Origin of the sequence: Flavobacterium sp. 2, assembly GCF_049949195.1 — a bacterium.
Classification (GTDB): Bacteria; Bacteroidota; Bacteroidia; order Flavobacteriales; family Flavobacteriaceae; genus Flavobacterium.
The window spans coordinates 1,760,228-1,783,302 of record NZ_CP188206.1; the positions used below are offsets into that span (position 1 = coordinate 1,760,228).

12 protein-coding genes and 1 tRNA gene are annotated in these 23,075 nt (G+C 33.7%); 3 read left to right on the forward strand and 10 right to left on the reverse strand.

Translation table 11 applies throughout. The features are described 5' to 3' along the window. Positions 1 to 72: 72 nt before the first annotated feature. Positions 73 to 7,545 carry a hypothetical protein gene (locus tag ACNFIH_RS07530; RefSeq protein ID WP_426486147.1) on the reverse strand — a complete coding sequence of 2,491 codons (7,473 nt, stop codon included), beginning with the start codon at positions 7,543 to 7,545 and terminating at the stop codon, positions 73 to 75. Between the two features lie 843 nt (positions 7,546 to 8,388). Here ACNFIH_RS07530 and ACNFIH_RS07535 point away from each other — a divergent pair. Next, positions 8,389 to 9,222 carry a helix-turn-helix domain-containing protein gene (locus tag ACNFIH_RS07535; RefSeq protein WP_426486148.1) on the forward strand — a complete coding sequence of 278 codons (834 nt, stop codon included), beginning with the start codon at positions 8,389 to 8,391 and terminating at the stop codon, positions 9,220 to 9,222. Between the two features lie 43 nt (positions 9,223 to 9,265). Here ACNFIH_RS07535 and ACNFIH_RS07540 read toward each other — a convergent pair whose 3' ends face one another. The 4 genes from ACNFIH_RS07540 to ACNFIH_RS07555 form a co-directional block, all read right to left on the reverse strand. Beyond that, complete coding sequence (locus ACNFIH_RS07540; RefSeq protein ID WP_426486149.1) at positions 9,266 to 10,492, reverse strand: hypothetical protein; 1,227 nt, start codon at positions 10,490 to 10,492, stop codon at positions 9,266 to 9,268. 5 nt (positions 10,493 to 10,497) lie between these two features. Continuing rightward, a complete protein-coding gene (locus tag ACNFIH_RS07545) occupies positions 10,498 to 11,715 on the reverse strand; it encodes a hypothetical protein (RefSeq protein WP_426486150.1) in 1,218 nt (405 codons plus the stop codon). Between the two features lie 78 nt (positions 11,716 to 11,793). Continuing rightward, positions 11,794 to 13,590: a T9SS type A sorting domain-containing protein gene (locus ACNFIH_RS07550; RefSeq protein ID WP_426486151.1), complete on the reverse strand. Its 1,797-nt coding sequence runs from the start codon at positions 13,588 to 13,590 to the stop codon at positions 11,794 to 11,796. A 55-nt stretch (positions 13,591 to 13,645) separates the two neighbouring features. Continuing rightward, the gene (locus ACNFIH_RS07555; protein WP_426486152.1) at positions 13,646 to 13,846 is read right to left on the reverse strand and encodes a hypothetical protein; all 201 of its coding nucleotides are present in this window, start codon (positions 13,844 to 13,846) and stop codon (positions 13,646 to 13,648) included. Between the two features lie 477 nt (positions 13,847 to 14,323). Between ACNFIH_RS07555 and ACNFIH_RS07560 the strand changes: the two genes are divergently transcribed. After that, a complete protein-coding gene (locus ACNFIH_RS07560; protein ID WP_426486153.1) occupies positions 14,324 to 15,484 on the forward strand; it encodes an IS3 family transposase in 1,161 nt (386 codons plus the stop codon). 563 nt (positions 15,485 to 16,047) lie between these two features. On the opposite strand, the gene ACNFIH_RS07565 is transcribed toward ACNFIH_RS07560, so the two are convergent. After that, complete coding sequence (locus ACNFIH_RS07565; protein ID WP_426486154.1) at positions 16,048 to 17,403, reverse strand: hypothetical protein; 1,356 nt, start codon at positions 17,401 to 17,403, stop codon at positions 16,048 to 16,050. A gap of 129 nt (positions 17,404 to 17,532) precedes the next feature. Next, positions 17,533 to 17,724 carry a hypothetical protein gene (locus tag ACNFIH_RS07570; protein WP_426486155.1) on the reverse strand — a complete coding sequence of 64 codons (192 nt, stop codon included), beginning with the start codon at positions 17,722 to 17,724 and terminating at the stop codon, positions 17,533 to 17,535. 378 nt (positions 17,725 to 18,102) lie between these two features. Here ACNFIH_RS07570 and ACNFIH_RS07575 point away from each other — a divergent pair. Further along, positions 18,103 to 18,187: transfer RNA gene (locus ACNFIH_RS07575), tRNA-Ser, on the forward strand. 591 nt (positions 18,188 to 18,778) lie between these two features. On the opposite strand, the gene ACNFIH_RS07580 is transcribed toward ACNFIH_RS07575, so the two are convergent. The 3 genes from ACNFIH_RS07580 to ACNFIH_RS07590 are packed head-to-tail and all read right to left on the reverse strand — an operon-like array spanning position 18,779 to position 22,429. After that, complete coding sequence (locus tag ACNFIH_RS07580) at positions 18,779 to 20,749, reverse strand: DUF262 domain-containing protein (protein WP_426486156.1); 1,971 nt, start codon at positions 20,747 to 20,749, stop codon at positions 18,779 to 18,781. Beyond that, positions 20,727 to 22,196 carry a DUF262 domain-containing protein gene (locus tag ACNFIH_RS07585; protein WP_426486157.1) on the reverse strand — a complete coding sequence of 490 codons (1,470 nt, stop codon included), beginning with the start codon at positions 22,194 to 22,196 and terminating at the stop codon, positions 20,727 to 20,729. The genes ACNFIH_RS07580 and ACNFIH_RS07585 overlap by 23 nt, the downstream gene beginning before the upstream one ends. Continuing rightward, the gene (locus ACNFIH_RS07590; protein WP_426486158.1) at positions 22,196 to 22,429 is read right to left on the reverse strand and encodes a hypothetical protein; all 234 of its coding nucleotides are present in this window, start codon (positions 22,427 to 22,429) and stop codon (positions 22,196 to 22,198) included. Before ACNFIH_RS07590 ends, ACNFIH_RS07585 begins: the two co-directional genes overlap by 1 nt. Positions 22,430 to 23,075 lie beyond the last annotated feature (646 nt).

Sequence of the window (23,075 nt, forward strand, 5' to 3'; positions counted from 1 at the left end):
TCTTATGATTTAAGTCTAGAAATAATTTTAGTTTTTCTTATGATTATTTAAAAATCGAATAAGCCTTAATTTCTATTTTTCTAATAGTTTTTCAAGTTTTTCAAGACGCAGATTCATTGCTTTTGTGGCTTCTTTTAATTCATTTATTTCTTTGTTTTTAGCCTCAATTTCCTTGCTCTGTGCTTCATTTACTTTGTTTTGCTCGATAATATGCAAATACATCTCTTCTGTTTTTTCTAACAATTGAATTGATAATTCTGACATATTGAATGCATATCCTTCTTTTGTTTTTTCCAATTCGTTTATTGGAGTTATACCAGGAAGGTGATTGTTCTTTTTGATATAATCTTCTACCTCTGCTAAATGTTTGAATTTATAATCTGCTTTAATATTTGAAAAACCTTTAAAATAATCTTCAAATACATAATCGGCATAATATGAGTTCACGGTAGAAATAGAACCATTTACTCTCAATTTTTCATTAGCTGCAGATGGACTTGTGTAGCCAATTCCTACCCAACCATTGGTATAGATATCTTCTGTATTTAAGGTAGCTCCAGTATTCGTTGCAGAGCTAAACCATGGCTCTCTAATTAAACCTCCCACATTCAGCTGATGTAACTGTTGATGTTCATCTGTATAATCTAAATTTCCCGTTGTCGCATTTACTTCTAATTTTGTCAAAGTTTCAGATTCTCCGATTAGGTCAGTCATTTTAAATTCTGTAGTAATTCCTTTTTCATCATTATAAATTAAGGAATGATTGGCACCGTCATAAACTAATGATGTCAATGTTTCAACGCCTTTTACAAGTAAGGATAAATCGATGGCGTTAGTGTTATTTGCCTCATCTGTATAGGTCAGAGTATGCACATCAAACAATTGTCCGGCTGGATCTGTACTTTGGGTTACTACGTCTTTTAAAGAGGTAACTGTTTCCTTAACATCAACCGGAGTTCCACCGGCTTCATTAGTATAAGTTGCAATGGTATTTCCCGTAGTGACAACTGGTGAAATTGCAGTAATTGTTTCATTTGCCTTGATTATTGCGCTGTCAACAAAGCCCCCACCATCGGCACCAACTGCTATCAGATTTCCTGCGTCGGTACTTATTACCTTAGAGGTAACAGCGGTGCCGGCTTCATTAGTGAAGGTTATTGTTCCAGTGCTTAAATCTTGTGACTGTGTTGTTACTGTTTCCTTGATATCTACAGGAGTTCCGCCTGCTTCATTAACATAAGTTGCAATTGAATTTCCACTATTTACGATTGGAGTAACAACTGTAATAGTTTCGTTTGATTTAATAGCCGGAGTCAAATCTAGTCCTGTACTTGCGACACCGTTTACCGTTGTTATTAAAGTTGCTCCAGTCAATGATGTTTCATTGGTATTAATTATTGGGATTACAGTTCCAGTTACACCATTTACCATTGTACTTAAATCATTTCCAGAGCTTATATTAGAAACCGTAGTTGCACTAGCAAGAGCCGGAGTCAAATCCAATCCCGTACTTGCAACGCCATTTACAGTTGTCACCAAAGTGGCTCCAGTCAATGATGTTTCATTGCTGTTTACAATTGGCGCTCCTGCACTCTTGATTCCGTTTACTGTTACGGTTGAAGTGTTATTTGCAGAAGCATTAGAAACACCACTCACAGCATCTGATGTTACAGAAACTCCGTTAACATTTGAGGTCAACGTATTGCCTGCCAAGCTCAAAACGTTTGTTGTGCCTGCTGCAATGGCAGAACTTAAATCAATTGCGTTGCTCGCTTCACCGTTTATTGTCGATGTTAAACTATTACCACTTACAGATAAAACATTGCTGTTTACAATATCAACTACCGTCCCCGCAACACCATTTACTGTAGTTGTTAAGCTATTTGCATTTGAAGTATTAGAAACTGTTGTTGCACTAGCAAGAGCAGGAGTTAAATCCAATCCCGTACTGGCTACACCATTTATCGTTGTTACCAAAGTGGCTCCAGTCAATGATGTTTCATTGCTGTTAACAATTGGCGCTCCTGCACTCGTAATTCCATTTACGGTTACTGTTGAAGTATTATTTGCAGATGCATTGGAAACTCCACTTACTGCATCCGATGTTACAGAAACTCCGTTTACATTAGAGGTCAACGTATTGCCGGCCAAGCTCAAAGCGTTTGTGGTACCGGCTGCAATAACCGAAGTTAAATCAATTGTGTTGCTGGCTTCACCGTTTATTGTTGATGTTAAGCTATTACCACTTACAGATAAAACATTACTGTTAACGATTGGCGCCCCTGTACTCGTGATTCCGTTTACTGTTATTGTTGAAGTGTTATTTGCTGAAGCATTAGAAACTCCACTCACAGCATCTGATGTTACAGAAACTCCATTAACATTCGAAGTCAACGTATTGCCTGTCAAACTCAAAGCATTTGTTGTTCCTGATGCAATAGCGGAAGTCAAATCCAATCCCGTACTCGCAACACCATTTACCGTTGTTACCAAAATTGCTCCGGTTACGGAAGTTTCATTGCTATTAATTATTGGTATTATAGTTCCAGTGACGCCATTTACCGTTGTACTTAAAGCATTTCCAGAGCTTATATTAGAAACCGTTGTTGCACTTGCAAGTGCCGGAGTCAAATCCAATCCTGTACTCGCAACACCATTTACGGTTGTAACTAAATTTGTTCCTGTTAATGAAGTCTCATTGCTGTTGACAATTGGAGCACCTGAACTTGTAATTCCGTTTACGGTTACTGTTGAAACGTTATTTGCAGAAGCATTAGAAACTCCACTCACAGCATCTGATGTTACAGAAACTCCGTTAACATTCGAAGTCAACGTATTGCCTGCCAAACTCAAAGCGTTTGTTGTGCCTGCTGCAATGGCAGAAGTTAGATCCAATCCTGTACTGACAACACCATTTACCGTAGTGATTAAGGTCGAACCTGTTAATGAAGTTTCATTAGTATTAATTATTGGGATTACAGTTCCAGTTACACCATTTACTGTTGTACTTAAATCATTTCCAGAGCTTATATTAGAAACCGTGGTTGCACTAGCAAGAGCCGGAGTTAAATCCAATCCTGTGCTAGCAACTCCATTTACCGTTGTTACCAAAGTGGCTCCAGTCAATGATGTTTCATTGCTATTCACAATTGGAGCACCTGAACTTGTGATTCCGTTTACGGTTACTGTTGATGTGTTATTTGCAGAAGTATTAGAAACCCCGCTTACAGCATCTGATGTAACAGAAACTCCATTCACATTAGAGGTTAAAGTATTACCTGCCAAGCTTAAAGCATTTGTTGTTCCTGATGCAATGGCGGAAGTCAAATCCAAACCTGTACTTGCAACCCCATTTACCGTTGTTACCAAAGTTGCTCCGGTTACGGAAGTTTCATTGCTATTAATTATTGGTATTATAGTTCCAGTGACGCCATTTACCGTTGTACTTAAATCATTTCCTGAACTTACATTAGAAACCGTTGTTGCACTTGCAAGTGCCGGAGTCAAATCCAATCCTGTACTGACAACACCATTTACCGTAGTGATTAAGGTTGAACCTGTTAATGAAGTTTCATTAGTATTAATTATTGGGATTATAGTTCCAGTTACACCATTTACAGTTGTACTTAAATCATTTCCTGAGCTTAAATTAGAAACTGTAGACGCACTTGCGAGCGCCGGAGTTAAATCCAATCCCGTACTGGCTACACCATTTACCGTTGTTACTAAAGTGGCTCCAGTCAATGATGTTTCATTACTAGTGACAATTGGCGCACCTGAACTCGTAATTCCATTTACGGTTACTGTTGAAGTATTATTTGCAGAAGCATTAGAAACTCCACTTACTGCATCCGATGTTACAGAAACTCCGTTTACATTCGAGGTCAACGTATTGCCGGCCAAGCTCAAAGCGTTTGTTGTGCCTGATGCAATAACAGAAGTTAAATCGATAGCGTTACTGGCTTCACCGTTTATTGTTGATGTTAAGCTATTACCACTTACAGATAAAACATTACTGTTTACAATTGGCGCTCCTGCACTCGTAATTCCATTTACGGTTACTGTTGAAGTATTATTTGCAGATGCATTCGAAACTCCACTTACCGCATCTGAGGTTACAGAAACTCCGTTTACATTCGAGGTCAACGTATTGCCGGCCAAGCTCAAAGCGTTTGTGGTACCGGCTGCAATAGCAGAGCTTAAATCAACTGCATTGCTCGCTTCACCGTTTATTGTTGATGTTAAGCTATTACCACTTACAGATAAAACATTACTGTTTACAATATCAACTGCCGTCCCCGCAACACCATTTACTGTAGTTGTTAAGCTATTTGCATTTGAAGTATTTGAAACCGTGGTCGCACTTGCAAGAGCCGGAGTTAAATCCAATCCTGTACTTGCAACACCGTTAACTGCTGTGATTAAAGTTGCCCCTGTTAATGACGTTTCATTAGTATTAATTATTGGCACCACAGATCCTGTTATACCATTTACCGTTGTACTTAAGCCATTTCCTGAACTTGTATTCGAAACTGCTGTTGAATTTGAAATTGACGCAGGAGTCAATAAGGCACCCCCATCTGTCCCAATTGTTATAATGTTTCCTGCGTCTGAACTTCTAATAATAGCTGTCTGCGCAATTGCATCTTCATTTGTATAAGTTATTATACCGGTTGCAATCGCCTGATTTAGATTGGTTTTTGTTTCATTCCCTTTCACGATAGCACTGATATCTACAGTCTGAGGATTTCCCGCTGAATCTGTATAACTAAACACATTGGTCGCCGAATCAAAAGTTACACTGCCTTCACTTTTACTAGAAATCTGCTGAAGAATTGAAGTTATCGAAGGATCATTTACAATCGAACTGAAACTCGATTTTACATCACCAACAACATCAATATTTACATCCGCTCCCGCTTCATTTTTATATGTATAAGATCCTGCACCGTTATTTACAATCGTAGTCAAAGTTTCATTGCCTTTCACGATAGCACTGATATCCACAGTCTGAGGATTTCCCGCTGAATCTGTATAACTAAATACATTGGTAGCCGAATCAAAAGTTACACTGCCTTCACTTTTACTAGAAATCTGCTGAAGAATTGAAGTTATCGAAGGATCATTTACAATCGAACTGAAACTCGATTTTACATCACCAACAACATCAATATTTACATCCGCTCCCGCTTCATTTTTATATGTATAAGATCCTGCACCGTTATTTACAAGCGTAGTCAAAGTTTCATTCCCTTTCACGATAGCACTGATATCTACAGTCTGAGGATTTCCCGCTGAATCTGTATAACTAAACACATTGGTCGCCGAATCAAAAGTTACACTGCCTTCACTTTTACTAGAAATCTGCTGAAGAATTGAAGTTATCGAAGGATCATTTACAATCGAACTGAAACTCGATTTTACATCACCAACAACATCAATATTTACATCCGCTCCCGCTTCATTTTTATATGTATAAGATCCTGCACCGTTATTTACAATCGTAGTCAAAGTTTCATTCCCTTTCACGATAGCACTGATATCCACAGTCTGAGGATTTCCCGCTGAATCTGTATAACTAAATACATTGGTAGCCGAATCAAAAGTTACACTGCCTTCACTTTTACTAGAAATCTGCTGAAGAATTGAAGTTATCGAAGGATCATTTACAATCGAACTGAAACTCGATTTTACATCACCAACAACATCAATATTTACATCCGCTCCCGCTTCATTTTTATATGTATAAGATCCTGCACCGTTATTTACAATCGTAGTCAAAGTTTCATTGCCTTTCACGATAGCACTGATATCCACAGTCTGAGGATTTCCTACAGCATCAGTATAACTGAAAACGTTCGTAGCCGAATCAAAAGTTACGCTCCCAACACTTGTATTAGAAATTTGTTGAAGAAGTGATGTTATAGAAGGATCATTTATAATCGAACTAAAGTTAGATTTCACATCGCCAACAACATCAATATTCACATCGGCTCCAGCCTCATTTTTATAAGTATAAGATCCCGCACCGTTATTCGTTAATGTCGTCAAAGTTTCATTGCCTTTAACAATTGCATTAATATCCACAGTCTGAGGATTTCCTGCAGCATCAGTATAACTGAAAACATTCGTAGCCGAATCGAAAGTTACGCTCCCAACACTTTTATTAGAAATTTGCTGTAGAAGTGATGTTATGGAAGGATCATTTATAATCGAACTAAAGTTTGATTTTACATCTCCAACAACATCAATATTCACATCGGCTCCAGCCTCATTTTTATAAGTATAAGAACCTGCACCGTTATTGGTTAATGTGGTCAGCGTTTCATTGCCTTTAACAATTGCACTAATATCCACAGTCTGAGGATTTCCTGCAGCATCAGTATAACTGAAAACGTTCGTAGCCGAATCAAAAGTTACGCTCCCAACACTTTTATTAGAAATTTGCTGTAGAAGTGATGTTATAGAAGGATCATTTATAATCGAACTAAAGTTTGATTTTACATCTCCAACAACATCAATATTCACATCGGCTCCAGCCTCATTTTTATAAGTATAAGATCCCGCGCCGTTATTGGTTAATGTGGTCAAAGTTTCATTGCCTTTCACAATAGCACTAATATCCACAGTCTGAGGATTTCCTGCAGCATCAGTATAACTGAAAACATTCGTAGCCGAATCGAAAGTTACGCTCCCAACACTTTTATTAGAAATTTGCTGTAGAAGTGATGTTATGGAAGGATCATTTATAATCGAACTAAAGTTTGATTTTACATCTCCAACAACATCAATATTCACATCGGCTCCAGCCTCATTTTTATAAGTATAAGAACCTGCACCGTTATTGGTTAATGTGGTCAGCGTTTCATTGCCTTTAACAATTGCACTAATATCCACAGTCTGAGGATTTCCTGCAGCATCAGTATAACTGAAAACGTTCGTAGCCGAATCAAAAGTTACGCTCCCAACACTTGTATTAGAAATTTGTTGAAGAAGTGATGTTATAGAAGGATCATTTATAATCGAACTAAAGTTAGATTTCACATCGCCAACAACATCAATATTCACATCGGCTCCAGCCTCATTTTTATAAGTATAAGATCCCGCGCCATTATTAGTTAAGGTGGTCACAGTTTGATTTGCAGCTATTATTGAAGAAAAATCTATCGCATGTGATGCTCCACCTGCATCCAGGAAAGTAAAACCCGAAGTCGCAGGATTAAAAACAACTGTACCAGGACTTGCTGAAATCTCATTCGAAATAACGAGTCTATTCCATTTATTAGCATACCAATAGTAATACCCTGGCGTTATGTCAAAAATACTAGCTGTATTGAATACCAACAAACTATTGACATTACCATTTTTAATTGTGGTAACATCTGTTGAACCAGTCAAATTTACTCTAGGAATTAATACACCTTTATCGCTAGCGACAACTTCTAACTGAGCAGAAGAATTTGGCATTGGGGTTCCAATACCAACTTGAGAATAAGCTGCATAACTGCCTAAAAATAAAAACAAGGGAAGTAATTTATTCTTCATAAGATTCAATAATTAGGGTTATAAAAACATTTAATTAAAACAGAACCAATAAATCAAAAACAAACATTCAGGGCGGTAATCGGTATTTTAAGACTGCGAAAAAAGTATACATGGATTGAACTAAAGCGATTAAATATTTCTAGTTATGTCCAATCGTTTTTGTAGTAAAAGAATTAGTATCTCGAAGTAAGGATTTATTTTTATTTGAAATGATTCAGAATAAAAATTTCATAAGTCATTTCGTTAATCAATTAAAAATCAACAATTTAAAATATAATGTTTTTTCTTTTGAAGTATTGTTTTGAACCCTTGTTTTAAAATAAGACTAAACTAATGACCTATTAGATTATTAAATACCTTAATATTTTTTGCAGCAAATTTCTTTTTAGGAAAAAAAATGTTTTTTTATTTCTAATAATAAAAATTGGAATATTATTAGGAAATAAAGAATAAAATCAAAGTTGAATTTTTCTAGTAATAAAATAGATTTATTTATGGAATACTCTGAAGAAAATTGTCTGCCTTGAAGTAGTTCTGAAAGTGGTAATATCTTACGATCAAAAGCAAGATAATTTACTGGAGATCTATTCTTCTCGATGTAAATGGTTAATTTTGCAGAAAGTAATCCTTAGCAAAATTTCATAAGCCATTTTTTCAAATCTACTGTATATTAGTACATTATTTTTTTGTCAATCTATTTTTGAATCTTTGTTTTCTAAAAAATCAACAGTGGAAACTAAAATCAATAAATTATATTTTGATTTTGTAAACTATTTCGTTTTACTTGTCACTTTACGGCATTTAATTTTATTTGGCGTGCATTTTTATTATCATAATTATACTATGGTTTTAATTCATGCTATTATTATTTCAATTCTTTGCGCTGTTTATTATCTGAATTGGCATTTCCCTTTTAATTTTGAAAAGATGGGCCGAATGGCTTGTATCTTTTTTTTAATTTTTGATTTAATTTATGGGGCCTTTAGTAAGGATTTTGTTTATTGCATCTTTTTTACTACAATTTTATTTCCCTGGTTTTTTTATTTGTTTTTTAATTTTAAGAAAACCATCCTTCTTACATTATGCAGCTTACTGATATTTCCGTTAAATAACATTGCTAACAAATTTTTTCCTGGTCAAATTGTAGATGTGGATTATAAAAACATGGTGATAAGCTGCATTAGCATCTTTAATGTAGGACTTCTTTTTTTGCTATTGTATTTTTACACTGAAATTTGTGCCTGCAAGCGAATCATGTTTTACGTAGAAAATAATATAAAAAATATAGAAGAAACACCTGCTAAAAAAATTACGGAAATAGTACTCAATACTTCCAATGAATCAATATTTGAGAAGATTGATCAATACATGACACTAAAACAGCCGTGGAGGAACGCTGATTATAATTTAGAGCAAATGGCAAAAGATCTCAATTTGAATATCTTTCAGATTTCAACAGCGATCAACCATTGTACAAAAGATAATTTCAAGACTTATCTGAATGATTGCCGATTGAATGCATTTACGGAAGAAATAAAAAGTCATGCTAACAAGGATGTTTATTTAAAAGAAATTTATCTCGATCTGGGTTTTAACAGCAGAGTTACTTTTAACAGAAACTTCAAAAATAAATTTGGTGAAACGCCGCAGGACTATATCGTTTCCAATAAAATCTAAATTGATAATTACTTCCTTTTTTTATTTTTTTAAATCATCCTTATTATCTTATTTGAAGCCAGTTTGCATTATCTGACTGCAAATATACAGTGCTGGCATTTGCAATAGATGTACTATTGGTATTTGAAAAATTTTTATATGTTGAGATTGTTAATCCAACACCACTTGTATTTCTCAAACAATATATCCTTCCTGAACAGGTGCTGGCAGCAGGTAAAGTTACCGTAGTTACACCTGGATTTAAAACGACAGTCGAATGCGTATCGTCTAATGTTGCCGTGGAAGATGTAAAAGTAGTGATATTGGTTGCCAATGATCCAAGAATCTGCAAAGTTGAATTGGCTACTGCGCCTGCTAAATTGATCCCTATTCTTACTGTAGTATTCAAACCTGTTCCCTGCATACGCATCATTTCCACATACGTTGATGTCGTATAATTAAATTTTTTGAAGATTATAGGCTCGTCTCCATCATCTCCTATTTGAAATTCAAGCGATCCGTTGTTAGCTGTTCCTGCTGAACCTATTGCAAAAAAGTCGGTCCCTGCAGCAGCTCCCTTTAGTTTGAAATTACCATCCGAATCAACAAAAAACATTGGTTTATAATATGTTGTCCCTGCTTCAAATTGCAATGCGCTTTTCAAATAAGTGACTCTTTCTGCCGTGTTGGTATAATCTGGAAGTGCCTGAACAAGTCCCAAAGTACCTCTCGTTCCAAATTCAAGTGCATTCTGATTATTCGATCGCAATTGCATTTTTACATTATCGGTCGTTCCTAAAAAATTGGTAGCCGGATCGGTTGCAGTGTTTCCTGTTAAAAGCCAGTTTTGCGTAGCAGTATCTTTAGAAGGAAGCCACTGGGTACCGTTGTAACGCAAAATTTGATTTACAACCGGTGCTGTAGCTGACACATTAACGCCTTGCAGCTTTGAAACTGTATTTGCGCCAAGAGTTCCTGTAACATCTCCTGACAGTGCAACGGAAGAATCTAAAATTAAATACCAGGCACTGCCCTTCCATTGATAAATGCCTTGTGTTGCGAGTCCTCCCAAACCCGTATTATACACAATAAGTCCTGTAGCAGGTGAAGGAACAGTCACAATATCCGAAAGTGATGTTAAGGCAACCTTCGTCAATAAAAAACCTTTTGAACTGGATTCTAAATGCAAAATTGACGATGAGTCGGGAGTAGTCGTACCTATTCCGACCTGTGCGTTTGCTGCAATAGTTAACAGAAAAAATAGTAAAATGTATAATTTATTTGATTTCATAGTTTCTAAATTAAAAGCCAATTCGTACCATCGGACTGTATCCAAATTGTTGTATTATTCGCCAATGTTGCTATTGAAACTCCTGCAAGATTTAAATAACTGCTTATATTTTTGGCACTTCCGGATGTATTCCTAATAATATAAACCCTGCCTTGACAAGTAGATGCTGCTGGTAAAGTTGCGGTAACAGTACTCGTTCCTCCGGTAATGACAACAGTATGATGAATATCGGTTAATATTAGATCTGCAGAGACTGATGTAATTCTTTTAGATATAGATCCTTTCACTTCCAGAATAGAAGTAGCAGCTGCAGCATTTTTATTAATACCCACCCTTACTTGAGAATTTAAACCTGTTCCCTGCATACTCATCATTTCAACTGCTGTCGATGCATTTAATTTTTGAAAAACAATTGGTTCGTCTCCCTCATCACCAATTATAACTTCACAAGAACCCGAGTTAGCCACATTACCTGCGGCTCCAATTTCAAAATAATCATTGGATGCGGCGCTTCCTTTTAATCTGAAATTATATAATGAATTCACAAAAAACATAGGCTTATAGGTTAACGCATTTGGTGCTTCAAACTGCAGTGCGCTCCTCAAGTGAGTGACAAGCTGGTTGTCATTTGTATAATCTTCCCGTGCAACTGTCAGGCCGAGAGTTTGTCGACGTCCAAATTCGAAATAAGTCTGATTATTCGATTTTAAAGTCATTTTTACATCATCAATCGTTCCCAGAAAATTACTGCCTGAGGTTGCGCTATTTCCAATTAATAACCAATTCTGTCCTGAAAAATCATTTGAATTTACCCATGTAGTACCATCAAATCGCAGTAATTGACCAGCAGCAAGCGATGTAAATAAAACAGGATTATTTCTTATTCCTTTAACTGTCAAGGATGAAAAACTATTAATAACATCACCATTTAAAGAAGTAGACTGATCCATCAATTGTTTCCATAAGGTACCATTCCACTGGTAAATTGATTGTGATGTCAATAGTCCACTGCCGTTGTTATAAATAATTAAACCATTGCCAGGAGAAGCAACAGTGGTAATATCTGTTACCGAATTAAGTCCCACTCGGGGAAGCAAAAAACCTTTATTACCAGCGCTTAATTCTAATACAGCAGACGAATGAGGAGTAGAAGTTCCAATCCCGATACCATTTTGCGCATTTAAGGTTAAATTACATAATATGATGAAATATAGTAACTTCATGCTATTCCTTTTCAATGATTGAGGCATTTCTAAATACAATTTCATTTTATTTTACAAATGATTTTCGGGCAAACTAAATCAATACTTTCTCCCTGAATTTGTAATAATAATTTTTTTGTTTATTTTTATATTATCGGCTGTGAGGAAGGTTGCAATGTAAATTCCGGAACTAAGTCCCGAAGTTGAAAAATTGTAATTCTGTTCGCTTCCTAAGTTATTTTTAGACAGTAACGCTTTACCCGAAATATCATAAAGAATAAATGATTTTATTATTACGTTGTTTTGATTCATCGCTTTCAAAATCTGATTTTTATTGTCCTGCATAATAAAAAAATCATTTTTAATTTGATCAACTGTTCCAAGTGCTTGATTTATAAAACTTATTTTAAACCTTTCCGTATAAGTTCCTGGAGCAATAGCCACTTCATAGTTTCCGTTTTTAATGTCGTGATAAGACATATCCAATGAATCGTAAATGTAAATTGACTGTGAATTGTCAAAACTTACAATTTCTGGTACATAAAATTTAAAGGTTACGTTGGTGGCCGCTTTAACAGAAAGTGGAATTTTCTTCGAAGGATCGAATTCAATTCCTTCTATCACATAATTTCCGTTTTCTATCCAGAAAGAAACGTCATTAGGAAGACTATCATCCATATTTTTAGCATCAATACCCCTATCCACACCATCAGTTGCTGTGGGCACAAATGCCAATGCAAGTTGTCTTGTAAATTCATTGTTTATTATGGCATTGATTCTAAAATGTGAAATTGCAGTAACTGTTTCTGCTTTTATTTTACCATTTGGATTTCTTGCAGGTTTTTCAAATTGCGATAAGCCACTTCCTTCCAAATAAAATATCCGATGCGAATTTTTAAAGGTTACTATTCCATTTGAAGCTCCATTTATTAAAAAGCCCTGACCAATTGGAAGATACTTTCGTGCTACAATCGGACTTGTTCCGGTTGGAGGATTATTGTTTACAGTTCCGTCACTATTATATGATTTAAATGCAGCTGGAGTATAAATACCAGAAGAAATTAAATCAACAGGCGCATATGCAGCATAGCCCCCTCTGTAAGCTGAGAGGAGATGAGAATTTACCGTTTTATCCTGTTGCCAAAAATAAGCAATACCTGTTGCAGCAGTATTTGTTCCATCTAAAAGAAAAGCATTTAAATGCAAGGCTGATGGATAAGGATTTCCAGTCAACGTTGCCGCATTATTGGCCCCTACAGTTACATTGATATTTCCGTCATTTGGTTTTCCTCTAAAATCATATCTTTGGGCACTTCCCGGATTATTTACAATTCCGCTTCCTTCAGGATCTGTACTGTCTAAACCACTTGTCCCTTTCATCGTAAAACCTTCACCCGGAGCAATTGCAGTTGCACTTCCTACCTGTAACCATTGTGAATAATTGTTTGCATTTGTCAATTTATAAATCCAATGCGACGCAATAGTTAGCGGATTTGATAACCCATTATAACTTCCAATCGGAAGCATCGCTGCTGCAGAAGAAGCTGTTGAAGAAATGGGCTGGTATAGCTGCGTAATTCCAAAATTAGTATTGCCGACAGAAGCGATATTATTTCCTACCGGAGAGCACCAGTAATTATAATCAAAATTATCAGATGTTCCTTCCTGATAAATCGATACGATTCCGGTTCCGGTATTAGCAGAGACACCTGTTGTTCCTTGTATTAATTGAGAATTGTTCCTTAAATAGAGATTTGAATTAGTGGCTAAATTTATGTCTTGCGCTACATATAAGATCTGATTTTTCACGTAAACAGGTGCATTAGTACCTATGTACATTTGTGAAAAACCTTGAACTGAAACCAAAATTGATACTAAAACTAATTTCCTTTTCATATCGCTATATGTCATTTTTTCTAAATTATATTTCAGGACTCCATTCCTTTTGATTTTATCGGATAACCTTATTGTTTTTGCTGCCTCTCGAATAAATGAAATAAATTCCCATAAAAATTGCTGTAAAAAACAATAATCCCTTTATTTGGTCTATAGGCGCTGCAACTACAGGATCTTCGAGCCCTGGCGGTGGAGGATTATCCGCAAAACAAATCAGCGGAAGAAGCAGTAATGCAAATGCTACAAACTTTCTCATTTAATTTAAATTTAACGTGAACATACAGTGACATAAAAACGAATAATTTCTTTTTAAAATAGTCTAAAAAAATGCCGTTTTTTTTTACGTTAAAATTTGCATACTATTAATAAAGATAATTTATCATTCAATATTAATTATTATCCCTATTTTAAATGTTTCATAATCTAAAAACTATAAGTCATTTCATAAAACACTGAAAACAAACGATATATATTTATTAAAATTTGTTTTGAATCTTTCTTTTGATACTTAAGACTTAAAAATAACCGTAAATATTTAATGGAGTTGATACCTTTTTGCTGCTAAAATTTAAGATTGCAGCCTGCAGAATTCAATCATCATAAATTTTGGAGGTGATACCTTTTTTGCCACAAAAAGTTAAGGCGGTTTTAAAAATATTGATTAGATTTTAATTTGATAAATTGTAAGAAGAAATAATTACAAAACAATTCATCACTCTATAAATTTGAAACCATGGAAAATACTCGAAAAAAGTGGCCGTTGGAATTTAAAATTTGTGCCGTCACAATCAGTAATCAATATAAAAGTGTATTAACTGTAGCTCAAGAACTGGGCATCAGTGAAAATAGCCTCCAACATTGGAAAAAACTTTACAAGGAAGGAAAACTGACCCTTGAAAAAAAATCAGATTTAGATGCTAACCAGAAAGAATTAATAAGATTAAAAAAAGAAATCAAAAATATTCAGATAGAAAAGGATATCTTAGAAAGCAGCGCAGAAATTATTTTACAGAAAAGACGGCTTCGCTATAAATTCATCATGGAAAACTGTGATAAATTTCCAATTATTAAGATGTGCAAAATTTTCAAGGTAGATCCAAGCTGTTTCTACAGATGGAGGAAAGACCTATCTACGAGCAGAGCTGAAAGAAAAATATTTATAACATCTGAAATTCTAAGAATTTATCATTGGAGCCTAGGAAGTTACGGAAGCATAAGAATCACTAAAGAACTTTCAGCGATCGACATAAATGTATCCCGCACGTATGTTGGAAAGATAATGATAGAAAATCATCTTCAACGGGTCACAAAACTAAAGTTCAAAAGAACTACAATCTCCTCTTCAAAATATCCTGTCGCTGACAATTTATTAAATCAAGAATTTAAAGTTAGAAACCTAAACCAAGTCTGGGTATCCGACATTACTTACATTCAAACTAAGAAAGGCTGGGTATATCTTACCGCAGTAATAGACCTCTTCGATCGTAAAGTTATAGGTTGGTCAATAAGCAACACCATGAAAGCAATAGATACAACGATAGCCGCTTTTAAGCAAGCCTTATGCAACCGTCCATTAATTCGAAACCAAAAATTAATATTTCATTCAGACCGCGGAATTCAATATGCCTGCAAAGCCTTTGTGTACATTTTGTCGCAAAGTGATCAGATTACTCAGAGCATGAGCAGAAAAGGAAACTGCTACGATAATGCAGTTGCTGAAAGCTTTTTCAAGACAATTAAATCAGAATTAATTTATCAGAACCAATATGCATCCATAAAAAAAGCAAAAACATCAGTCACCAATTATATCAAAAATTTCTACAACAGCTGCAGAAGACATTCGGCTCTTGAATATTTAACAATTGAAGAATTCCAAAAACAATATCTTCCGTAAAAAGCAATTAGTTTGCTTTTTAACCCACTTTGGTATAATTAACAATGCTTTTACTTATTTATTTCTTTATTTAACAGAATTGATACCATTTCTGTTAAATATAGCTAGGACGAATTTAGAAATAATCTACTACTCCAAGTCTTGTGGCGTACTCGTGGCGCATAACTTTCAAATACTTCTTAAATTCACTAAAATCAAACTCTTCTCTAGTAAGGTTCGAATTGCAGAGCGATCGTATAGAAATCATTACAGTACCAGCTATATTTTAATATAAGTCGTGCATTTAAAGGAGTTCCCGCCGTAAAATGAATTTCTTCCATAGGATAACTTTCATTTACAAACCTTGGTTCGATTAGACATTTTTTCTTGTATGCATATTACATATCCTTAGTTAATTCTTATTCTGCTAAAGCTAGAAATTGATTTATTTCTGTTCCAACGAGGTTAAAAATTCATTTATTTATGTCCAGAATGTATGTTGATCTGATTTTTTTGAAAGACCAATAAGAGCTGCCTACTGGCAGCTCTTATTAATTATTATAAAGCAAGCAATTCCATTAAAGCTAATTGATTCGATTTTGTAATCCTAATAGCAAAACTCCGTTGGCGAAAACACATTCTTTACCATGGCTAAATTCTTTTATCATTTTAAAGGGATTTTGATAGCAACCATCTTCACCTTTATACTCAGCAACACAAATTGGAATTTCTTCAAGGAAAGGACAGTAAGATTTTTGATTTTTAATAATTTTATTTATGACGAAACTGCTTGAAATCAAAAATAAAAAGCTTTCTTCCATTTTTGCGCAATGATTAGCATTTCCATGAATCATAGTTGCATCAGAGTATTTTACTATTCCCGAACCATATTGATCAACTTTTCTGTTCCAATATTGCATGGAACTGAAATCATCTGTAGGATTATACAATCGCAGCCCTCCAGCTGTGGATTCTATATTTTCAAGTATGTAAGATAAAATATTATATGCAAACTCCAACAAATGGTTTTCGTGCATCTTTGCTCTGGCCTTTTCCAAAATCCCTTTACAATGTTCTTTAGATTCATGTAAATCCTTCGAAAAAATATCCTTATTTATGGATTTTGACGCCCATTTTTCTACAAGAATATTGAAATCAATTTCATTGATTTTTGACCTAATGGCCAACACCCAATCATTAAAATGTTTAAGATAGTTCTCTGGAATGTTAGTTGCAAGACATTTCTGCATCAAGCTGAATATACCTCTTGATAAGTTGGTGAAAATTTGAAAGCCATAGTAATATTCGTAAATAATCCAATACTCAGCTCTACTGCTGAATTCGTTATTGTTGGGAGAAAAAACGTTAAAAGTCCTATTGTACTCGTGAATTTCAGCGTCATTTTTCCCTAAAAAGGTCTGTGCTCCTAAATGAGCCATGTGCTCCCGGATCACCTTTCCAGATAACGGCATAGTAATCTTTCCATTAGTTAATGTTAAATAGCCTCTATTATTATTAATTAACTTATATTCTATTTGATGACCGTCTTCAATCTCAAATTCATTGTACAAATTCACTTTTTTGACCACTTCTCTTCGCAGCTGTAATCCCTGAACCAGCAAAGGATTATTCAAATTAGTTTCATCTATGGGAAGAGATAAAACTTGTTTATTACTGGCAGATGATGCTCCAATTTTGATTAAAGCGTAAGTGAAATCAGCAAAAATAGTACAGCCCCAAGTTGTAGAGAAATTCTGCAGATAATGTATATATTCATGAATGAAAATCGAAGCATCATTCAATCCAGCTTCAGTAACTTTTTTGTTAGGATCTAGAATATTCAGATCGCCCGCTTGGCATCCAACATGAATAAATTGTTTTTCCCAGTCATAGAATGGTTCGAGCGAAGTAAAATAATGGTAATCTCTTGCGTTCATCATATTTGCTTGCAGTAATGTATTTATTTTGTAAAAAATCACACAAAAACTCTCATATAGAAATTAAACATTTGCTATAAAGATCCAAAAAAATGTGCTATTCAAATATATCTTTTTTTTCATATTAATCAACTAAATCATTACAATTGCTGTTTTTTTAAATGCCGTTAAAGACTGTGACTTTTTATACGGTTCAAGTGGAGCGGATACCTTTTTGTCACAAAAGTTAAGGCGTATTTTAAAGATATTTAACATATTTAATCCTTGTGGCAGATAAATAGCATTTGTACTTAAACTCGCTTCTGTCCTTTCTTTAAAATCCATCTTTATCCCTTTAAAATTAATTCAGTGATAACACTTTTCAGGGTCAATCACCAAATTTACAAACATTTATAATTGTGTCCGCAGTGCGGACACAATTGAACTAGTTACAAAAAAAGATGCACAAAATGATAATATGATCTATATTTTTATTCCACCTATTATGTCAAAAAATATAAATGCCATACTAAATTATGGCATTCATTTTTACGAGAAAATTATGGAATCCAAAACCTCTGTCCTACATGGACTTAACATTCTAAGTTAAAGATTTTGATTTGGCTAAAAATCATTTCTTTTATAAAACTATCAAAAAAATTTCTAGAATTAAAAAAACATTTTATCTTTGCACCCGCAATGAGAAAATGATTGCATCATACTGGAGGAATGGCAGAGCGGTCGAATGCGGCAGTCTTGAAAACTGTTGACTGTAACAGGTCCGGGGGTTCGAATCCCTCTTCCTCCGCTGAGAGCTTAAAATGAGACTTTTCAAAGTTTACAAAAAAGGCCAAAATTAACAAGAAACCCTGCAAGTCATAAGATTAGCAGGATTTTGTTTTTTATACGTATCTTCATTTTTCGAAACTGCTTTAAAGTTAACTGTAACAATCGTGGCACAGACCAATGTGGACTTCATACTTTTTCCCGCAAAAAAAGTTAACTCGAATTTTACTTATTTTACTCCACTTTATGTTTTGCGGCGGAATCGTTGCACACAGCTTTTTGTGAAATCAAAAACTCAACAAAAAAATGGCTAGACAAATTTAGTTTTGAGTAGATGTAGCATCCCTCTTCAAACAAAGAAAACATGAAAAATACTAAAAGAACAGGCTAATGATTTCTTACCAAACTACTTATTGAATTTCTGTTCTACTGAGGTGAAAAACTGGTTTATTTCTTTTTTAAATTACTTCAAATTTATTTTCACGACCTAGTAATCCTTCTTGTTCAAAGGTCTCTTTGTCCATGTCGTAACCACTTTCCAGCCTAACTCTTATCGTACATCTTGAGTGGTTTGTTATATAAGGGCATCTTCTGAATATTCGTAGCCCATATTTTACTGGATATGCTTAGTAAATAATTCTATTATCTTTTCTTTATGCGTTTTGCATAAACTCCAATTCCAATGTTCATTCCGAAAAATCATATCAGATTTCAATGAATCTATATTTTTTTTGGCTTTAAATTCTGCTTGCTTTACACTATAAATCTTATTGCTATATTCGGAATTCATTCCTGGAGACAATAAAACTAAATTTCCAAAATCATCCTTTTTTTTGCGAACGACTTCTGATTCATCAAAATGATCGTAAACAATATTTACTTCTTCAGACTTAGGATTTTGCGGAGAAATGTGCTCAACAGAATTCTTGGCTGTCATTCTATAATCTTTCCAGTTTTCAAATCCGAGTTCAAAACGATTTTCCCAAAGAATGTATTCTGTTTTATAAAACCAGTAACTAGGATAACTTGTTCCTAATGATGAATTCAATGTTTTCTCAACAGACTCCATATTACCGTTAAGCTGACCATCACTTTTGCTTAACATCTCATAACTCATTGTTCGCAAATCTTTCCTTTCATTACAAAACATGCAATTATCAAGTTTTCTTAAATACTTATAAAGTTCTTCGGAATCCTCTTCATCAAGCATTTTATTTAAAAATGGAGTCAACCAATAATGTGTAATTATTTGTTGTGAATGATATAACATACTTTGCAGTAAAGCAAAACCTTCATTACTACTTGGCGATCGTCTTTGAAAAGCTGTTTTACTTTGATACAATTTTTTAATTAAATGAACTTCTTCGTTGTTTTCAATATTTCCAACCCATTTAATTACATGCCTGTCAAAATTTTTTCGAACATTCCAGAGTAAGTCTATAAAATTTTTAACATCTTCGGATTTAGTAAAATAATCACTATGTGTCTTAAAAATTTCTATTAAATCTTTTCCTTTTACTTCAACACTTTTCTCACTATCTAAAATATTTCTATATCTAAATTGAAATAAACGTAACGTATGCAATAATAACATAGGGAAGTTGATTATACTTCTAACTTTCCCTGAATCATAATCTTCTAAAACGTTATCATTGTTTTTAATTTGCGCTAGATCAACATCGTTAATTCCTTCCTTTAAAATAAAAAGTAATTTTTTGGTTTTTATTTCTGAATTTTTATTTTTTAATCTGTCATGAATTTTGTTTGGAAGTTGCACAATCGTCTCTCCTTCATCTGATTTTTCTGGAAACAAATCTTTCCAACCTAAATCAGCAACAATTTTTATATTTTTCTCTAAATATTCATCCATCACAGAGCAGGCATCCCACAATAGACTATATTGATGCATTTCTTCTCTGTTATCTTTTAATGCACTTAGCAACTGAGCCTTTAAAATTTCATGTTGTTGTAATTGTACACCCCGATTGTTCATTGCCTCAAAAACTTTATTCTCATCCGTTTCTTTTGGCATTTGAGTAGAAATCAAAAAAACTTTTGTGTAAATGAATGACGCAAATTCTTTTTTTTCTTCTTCCCCTTTAAGCTCTTTACTAAAATTTTCAATTACGTTTTCTGCAGTCGAAATAGGTTTTAATTCTTCTACTTCGTCTTTTGTTAAATTTAATTCTGAATTAGTTGAATTAAAGTATTGATTCGCGAAATCACGGACAGCAAAACTCATTCTCGCCTTTTCTAATTTATCAATTGTAATATGACTAAAATTCAATAAATCATATCCAAGTTTTTTGCTTATTAACCAAAGTGTAGTAAATCTTTGCTGGCCGTCTATCAAATCGAATTTACCGTTATTTTGAGTAACCATTATTCCTCCCAAATAATATTTCGGCTGATTCTCGCTAAAAGCTTTATATAAATCTTCCAATAATGTTTTTATCTGATCATCACCCCAAACATAAAGTCGTTGATAAATAGGAATATTGTATAAATCTGAACTAGCAACAACTTTCTCTAAAGTTATTTCTATAGAAGTTATAGGCAAGTTATTTTTTTCTAATATATTCATATATCCATTTCTCTTTAGCAATTAATTCACTGTTTTCTTCCTTTTTATAAAATGAAAGATTAGCATTCTTGTAATTATTTCTGACGCCATAAACAGGATCTGATGTTAAATCAACATCATAATGATTTTTATCTGTAATTGATCTTATAAATTCAAACACATCTTCCGGGCGATAAGACATTTCAATAACATCTAGCAAGTTTTGAACATTATCTCTTAAAATTTTAATTACGGTTTGCGTTACAATAGTTCGCTGATAAATACGATAACTTCCTAATAAATAATCCATCCATAATGTAAATTCCTGTAATTTTTTATCTTTAAATTTATCATAATACACAACACTGGCAAGTTTGAAAAACATTTTCAAATAGTAGCTGTTCTGTGTAATCAACTTATTGTATACTTTTATAAAAGTTTCATTCTTTTTGTCGGTAAACAATTGATTATAAACTGCAAAATATTTCTCTGTATATAGAAAAAAACCAACTCCCTTTTGAATAGGTTGACGTATTGAAAATGGGTATTGAGATGCTGTGGATTGAAGATTTAAAATGTTTGGTTGGACACATAATCCAAGTTGGGAATCATACGTTAATTGATTAGCCAAAGTATTACAAACATTAGGATACAGTCGTATTATATCATTATTCTGCTCTTTAATTGTTTTCTTTTGAAAATCTTTTAAAATGGCATCTTTATTTTCAAATGACAAATTTTTTCCTTTCCAACTCCTGCTTCGCCAAAGAATAAAATCAAACAACTCCGTTAAAAATTGTCCTTTATTGTTACTATCCCACTGTTTTGCAAATCTGCGTTGCAAGTCTTCATTTCCTTTAAGCTCTCGCAAATGATAGGATTTTAAAAAATCTACTGCACTTAAACTCACTCCTCGACTATTTTGACTATCAAAAAAAGTAAAGGCTTCATCTTCTGAATTCGTTTTTATGACTGTAAAAACCAATTTTGAAAAAATATCATTTAAATGATTCTTTATTTCTAGACTTACATTTTCCGATAAATATTTGAAATTATGTTTAATAACAGCAGTCGAAAGCATCGAACTATATTCTAAATTCCATTTCTCTTGAGCAAGATAACTTTTACTATCATTACAAGCATAATCTAAAATCAGCAGACTAGTAACACGTTGCTGTCCATCTATGATTTCAAATTCTTCTTCACTTTTTTGATATAATAAAACACATCCTAAATAATAAGGTTGCGCATTCTCATTATAATCTCCATCATAAAAAAAGTGATCTTTAAAATCTTTTAGAAGTTGCTTTAATTTCTCTACGTTCCAAACATAAGGGCGTTGATAGTCCGGTAACTTTACAGATACATTTGTTTCAAAAAAATCAGTCGCACATACTGTTCCTACTTCGAGAACGAGTTCTTTAACTAAACTTTCTTCTTTTTGCTTCTCTATATCTGTTTTTATCATTACAATTTTATCTTTTCTAATTGTTCAACATAAATAATTCCACTCATTAATCTTGGCAATGAAATATCACGTGCTTCGGGAGACAATTTACCATTACTCGGATTTATAGGTAAAGAATTAGCTTGAATAATTTTGACATTGCCATAACAATTTTGCGCAAAACGTAACAGCACTAATACTAACAAAGGATCTACATATTCTGCGACTTTAAGTTTAGAATTCATTCCCTGCATCCCAGAGCTCTTTTTCTTTTTTTTTGTTGGGTCATGAAATATTGTAAAATCTGTATTTAGTTAGATTTTTATCAATGGCTAAAATATCGAATATTTCAATAATAAAATTGTGGAAATCCATAAAAGGATATAAAAATAACATCGCATAAGCGCAAAAATATACTGCAAGATGTTTGTCTAGAAATCGACACCTATAAATTTGTGGAAGAATCGTGGCACAGCTGAAAAATTACTAGCCAAGCCATTTAATGCCTGCAAATGAGAAAAATGGTTCGAATCGGATTGAGACCGCTGTCTTGTCTATTTGGCAAAACATATTCCATTTTTTTTTATCTATTCACGTTTTTAAATGGTTCACATTTAGTGAACACTACAAAAAAATGAACATGATTTAACTTAATATAAGCTAACTAAAAATAAATATACTTTCCAGTTTTGATGTCTTAAATTAAAACGTTCTAAATTTGAAAGGTGGGTAGAAAGGTAGGTAGATAACATAATTAAACAATTATATCATAATTGAAGAAAATTTAAAGCCCGTCTTACTAACTGATAAAAATTTAAAATTATAATGGGTAGAAACATAGGTAGAAAAACAAAATTTCGATGCCATTTAGTTAATTATTTCTAGCACTCTCAATTATTA

Coding starts and splice junctions, on each gene's coding strand:
- ACNFIH_RS07530 (WP_426486147.1), bottom strand. CDS start 7,545: ATGAAGAATAAATTACTTCCCTTGTTTTTATTTTTAGGCAGTTATGCA.
- ACNFIH_RS07535 (WP_426486148.1), top strand. CDS start 8,389: ATGGTTTTAATTCATGCTATTATTATTTCAATTCTTTGCGCTGTTTAT.
- ACNFIH_RS07540 (WP_426486149.1), bottom strand. CDS start 10,492: ATGAAATCAAATAAATTATACATTTTACTATTTTTTCTGTTAACTATT.
- ACNFIH_RS07545 (WP_426486150.1), bottom strand. CDS start 11,715: ATGAAGTTACTATATTTCATCATATTATGTAATTTAACCTTAAATGCG.
- ACNFIH_RS07550 (WP_426486151.1), bottom strand. CDS start 13,590: ATGAAAAGGAAATTAGTTTTAGTATCAATTTTGGTTTCAGTTCAAGGT.
- ACNFIH_RS07555 (WP_426486152.1), bottom strand. CDS start 13,846: ATGAGAAAGTTTGTAGCATTTGCATTACTGCTTCTTCCGCTGATTTGT.
- ACNFIH_RS07560 (WP_426486153.1), top strand. CDS start 14,324: ATGGAAAATACTCGAAAAAAGTGGCCGTTGGAATTTAAAATTTGTGCC.
- ACNFIH_RS07565 (WP_426486154.1), bottom strand. CDS start 17,403: ATGATGAACGCAAGAGATTACCATTATTTTACTTCGCTCGAACCATTC.
- ACNFIH_RS07570 (WP_426486155.1), bottom strand. CDS start 17,724: ATGGATTTTAAAGAAAGGACAGAAGCGAGTTTAAGTACAAATGCTATT.
- ACNFIH_RS07580 (WP_426486156.1), bottom strand. CDS start 20,749: ATGAATATATTAGAAAAAAATAACTTGCCTATAACTTCTATAGAAATA.
- ACNFIH_RS07585 (WP_426486157.1), bottom strand. CDS start 22,196: ATGATAAAAACAGATATAGAGAAGCAAAAAGAAGAAAGTTTAGTTAAA.
- ACNFIH_RS07590 (WP_426486158.1), bottom strand. CDS start 22,429: ATGCAGGGAATGAATTCTAAACTTAAAGTCGCAGAATATGTAGATCCT.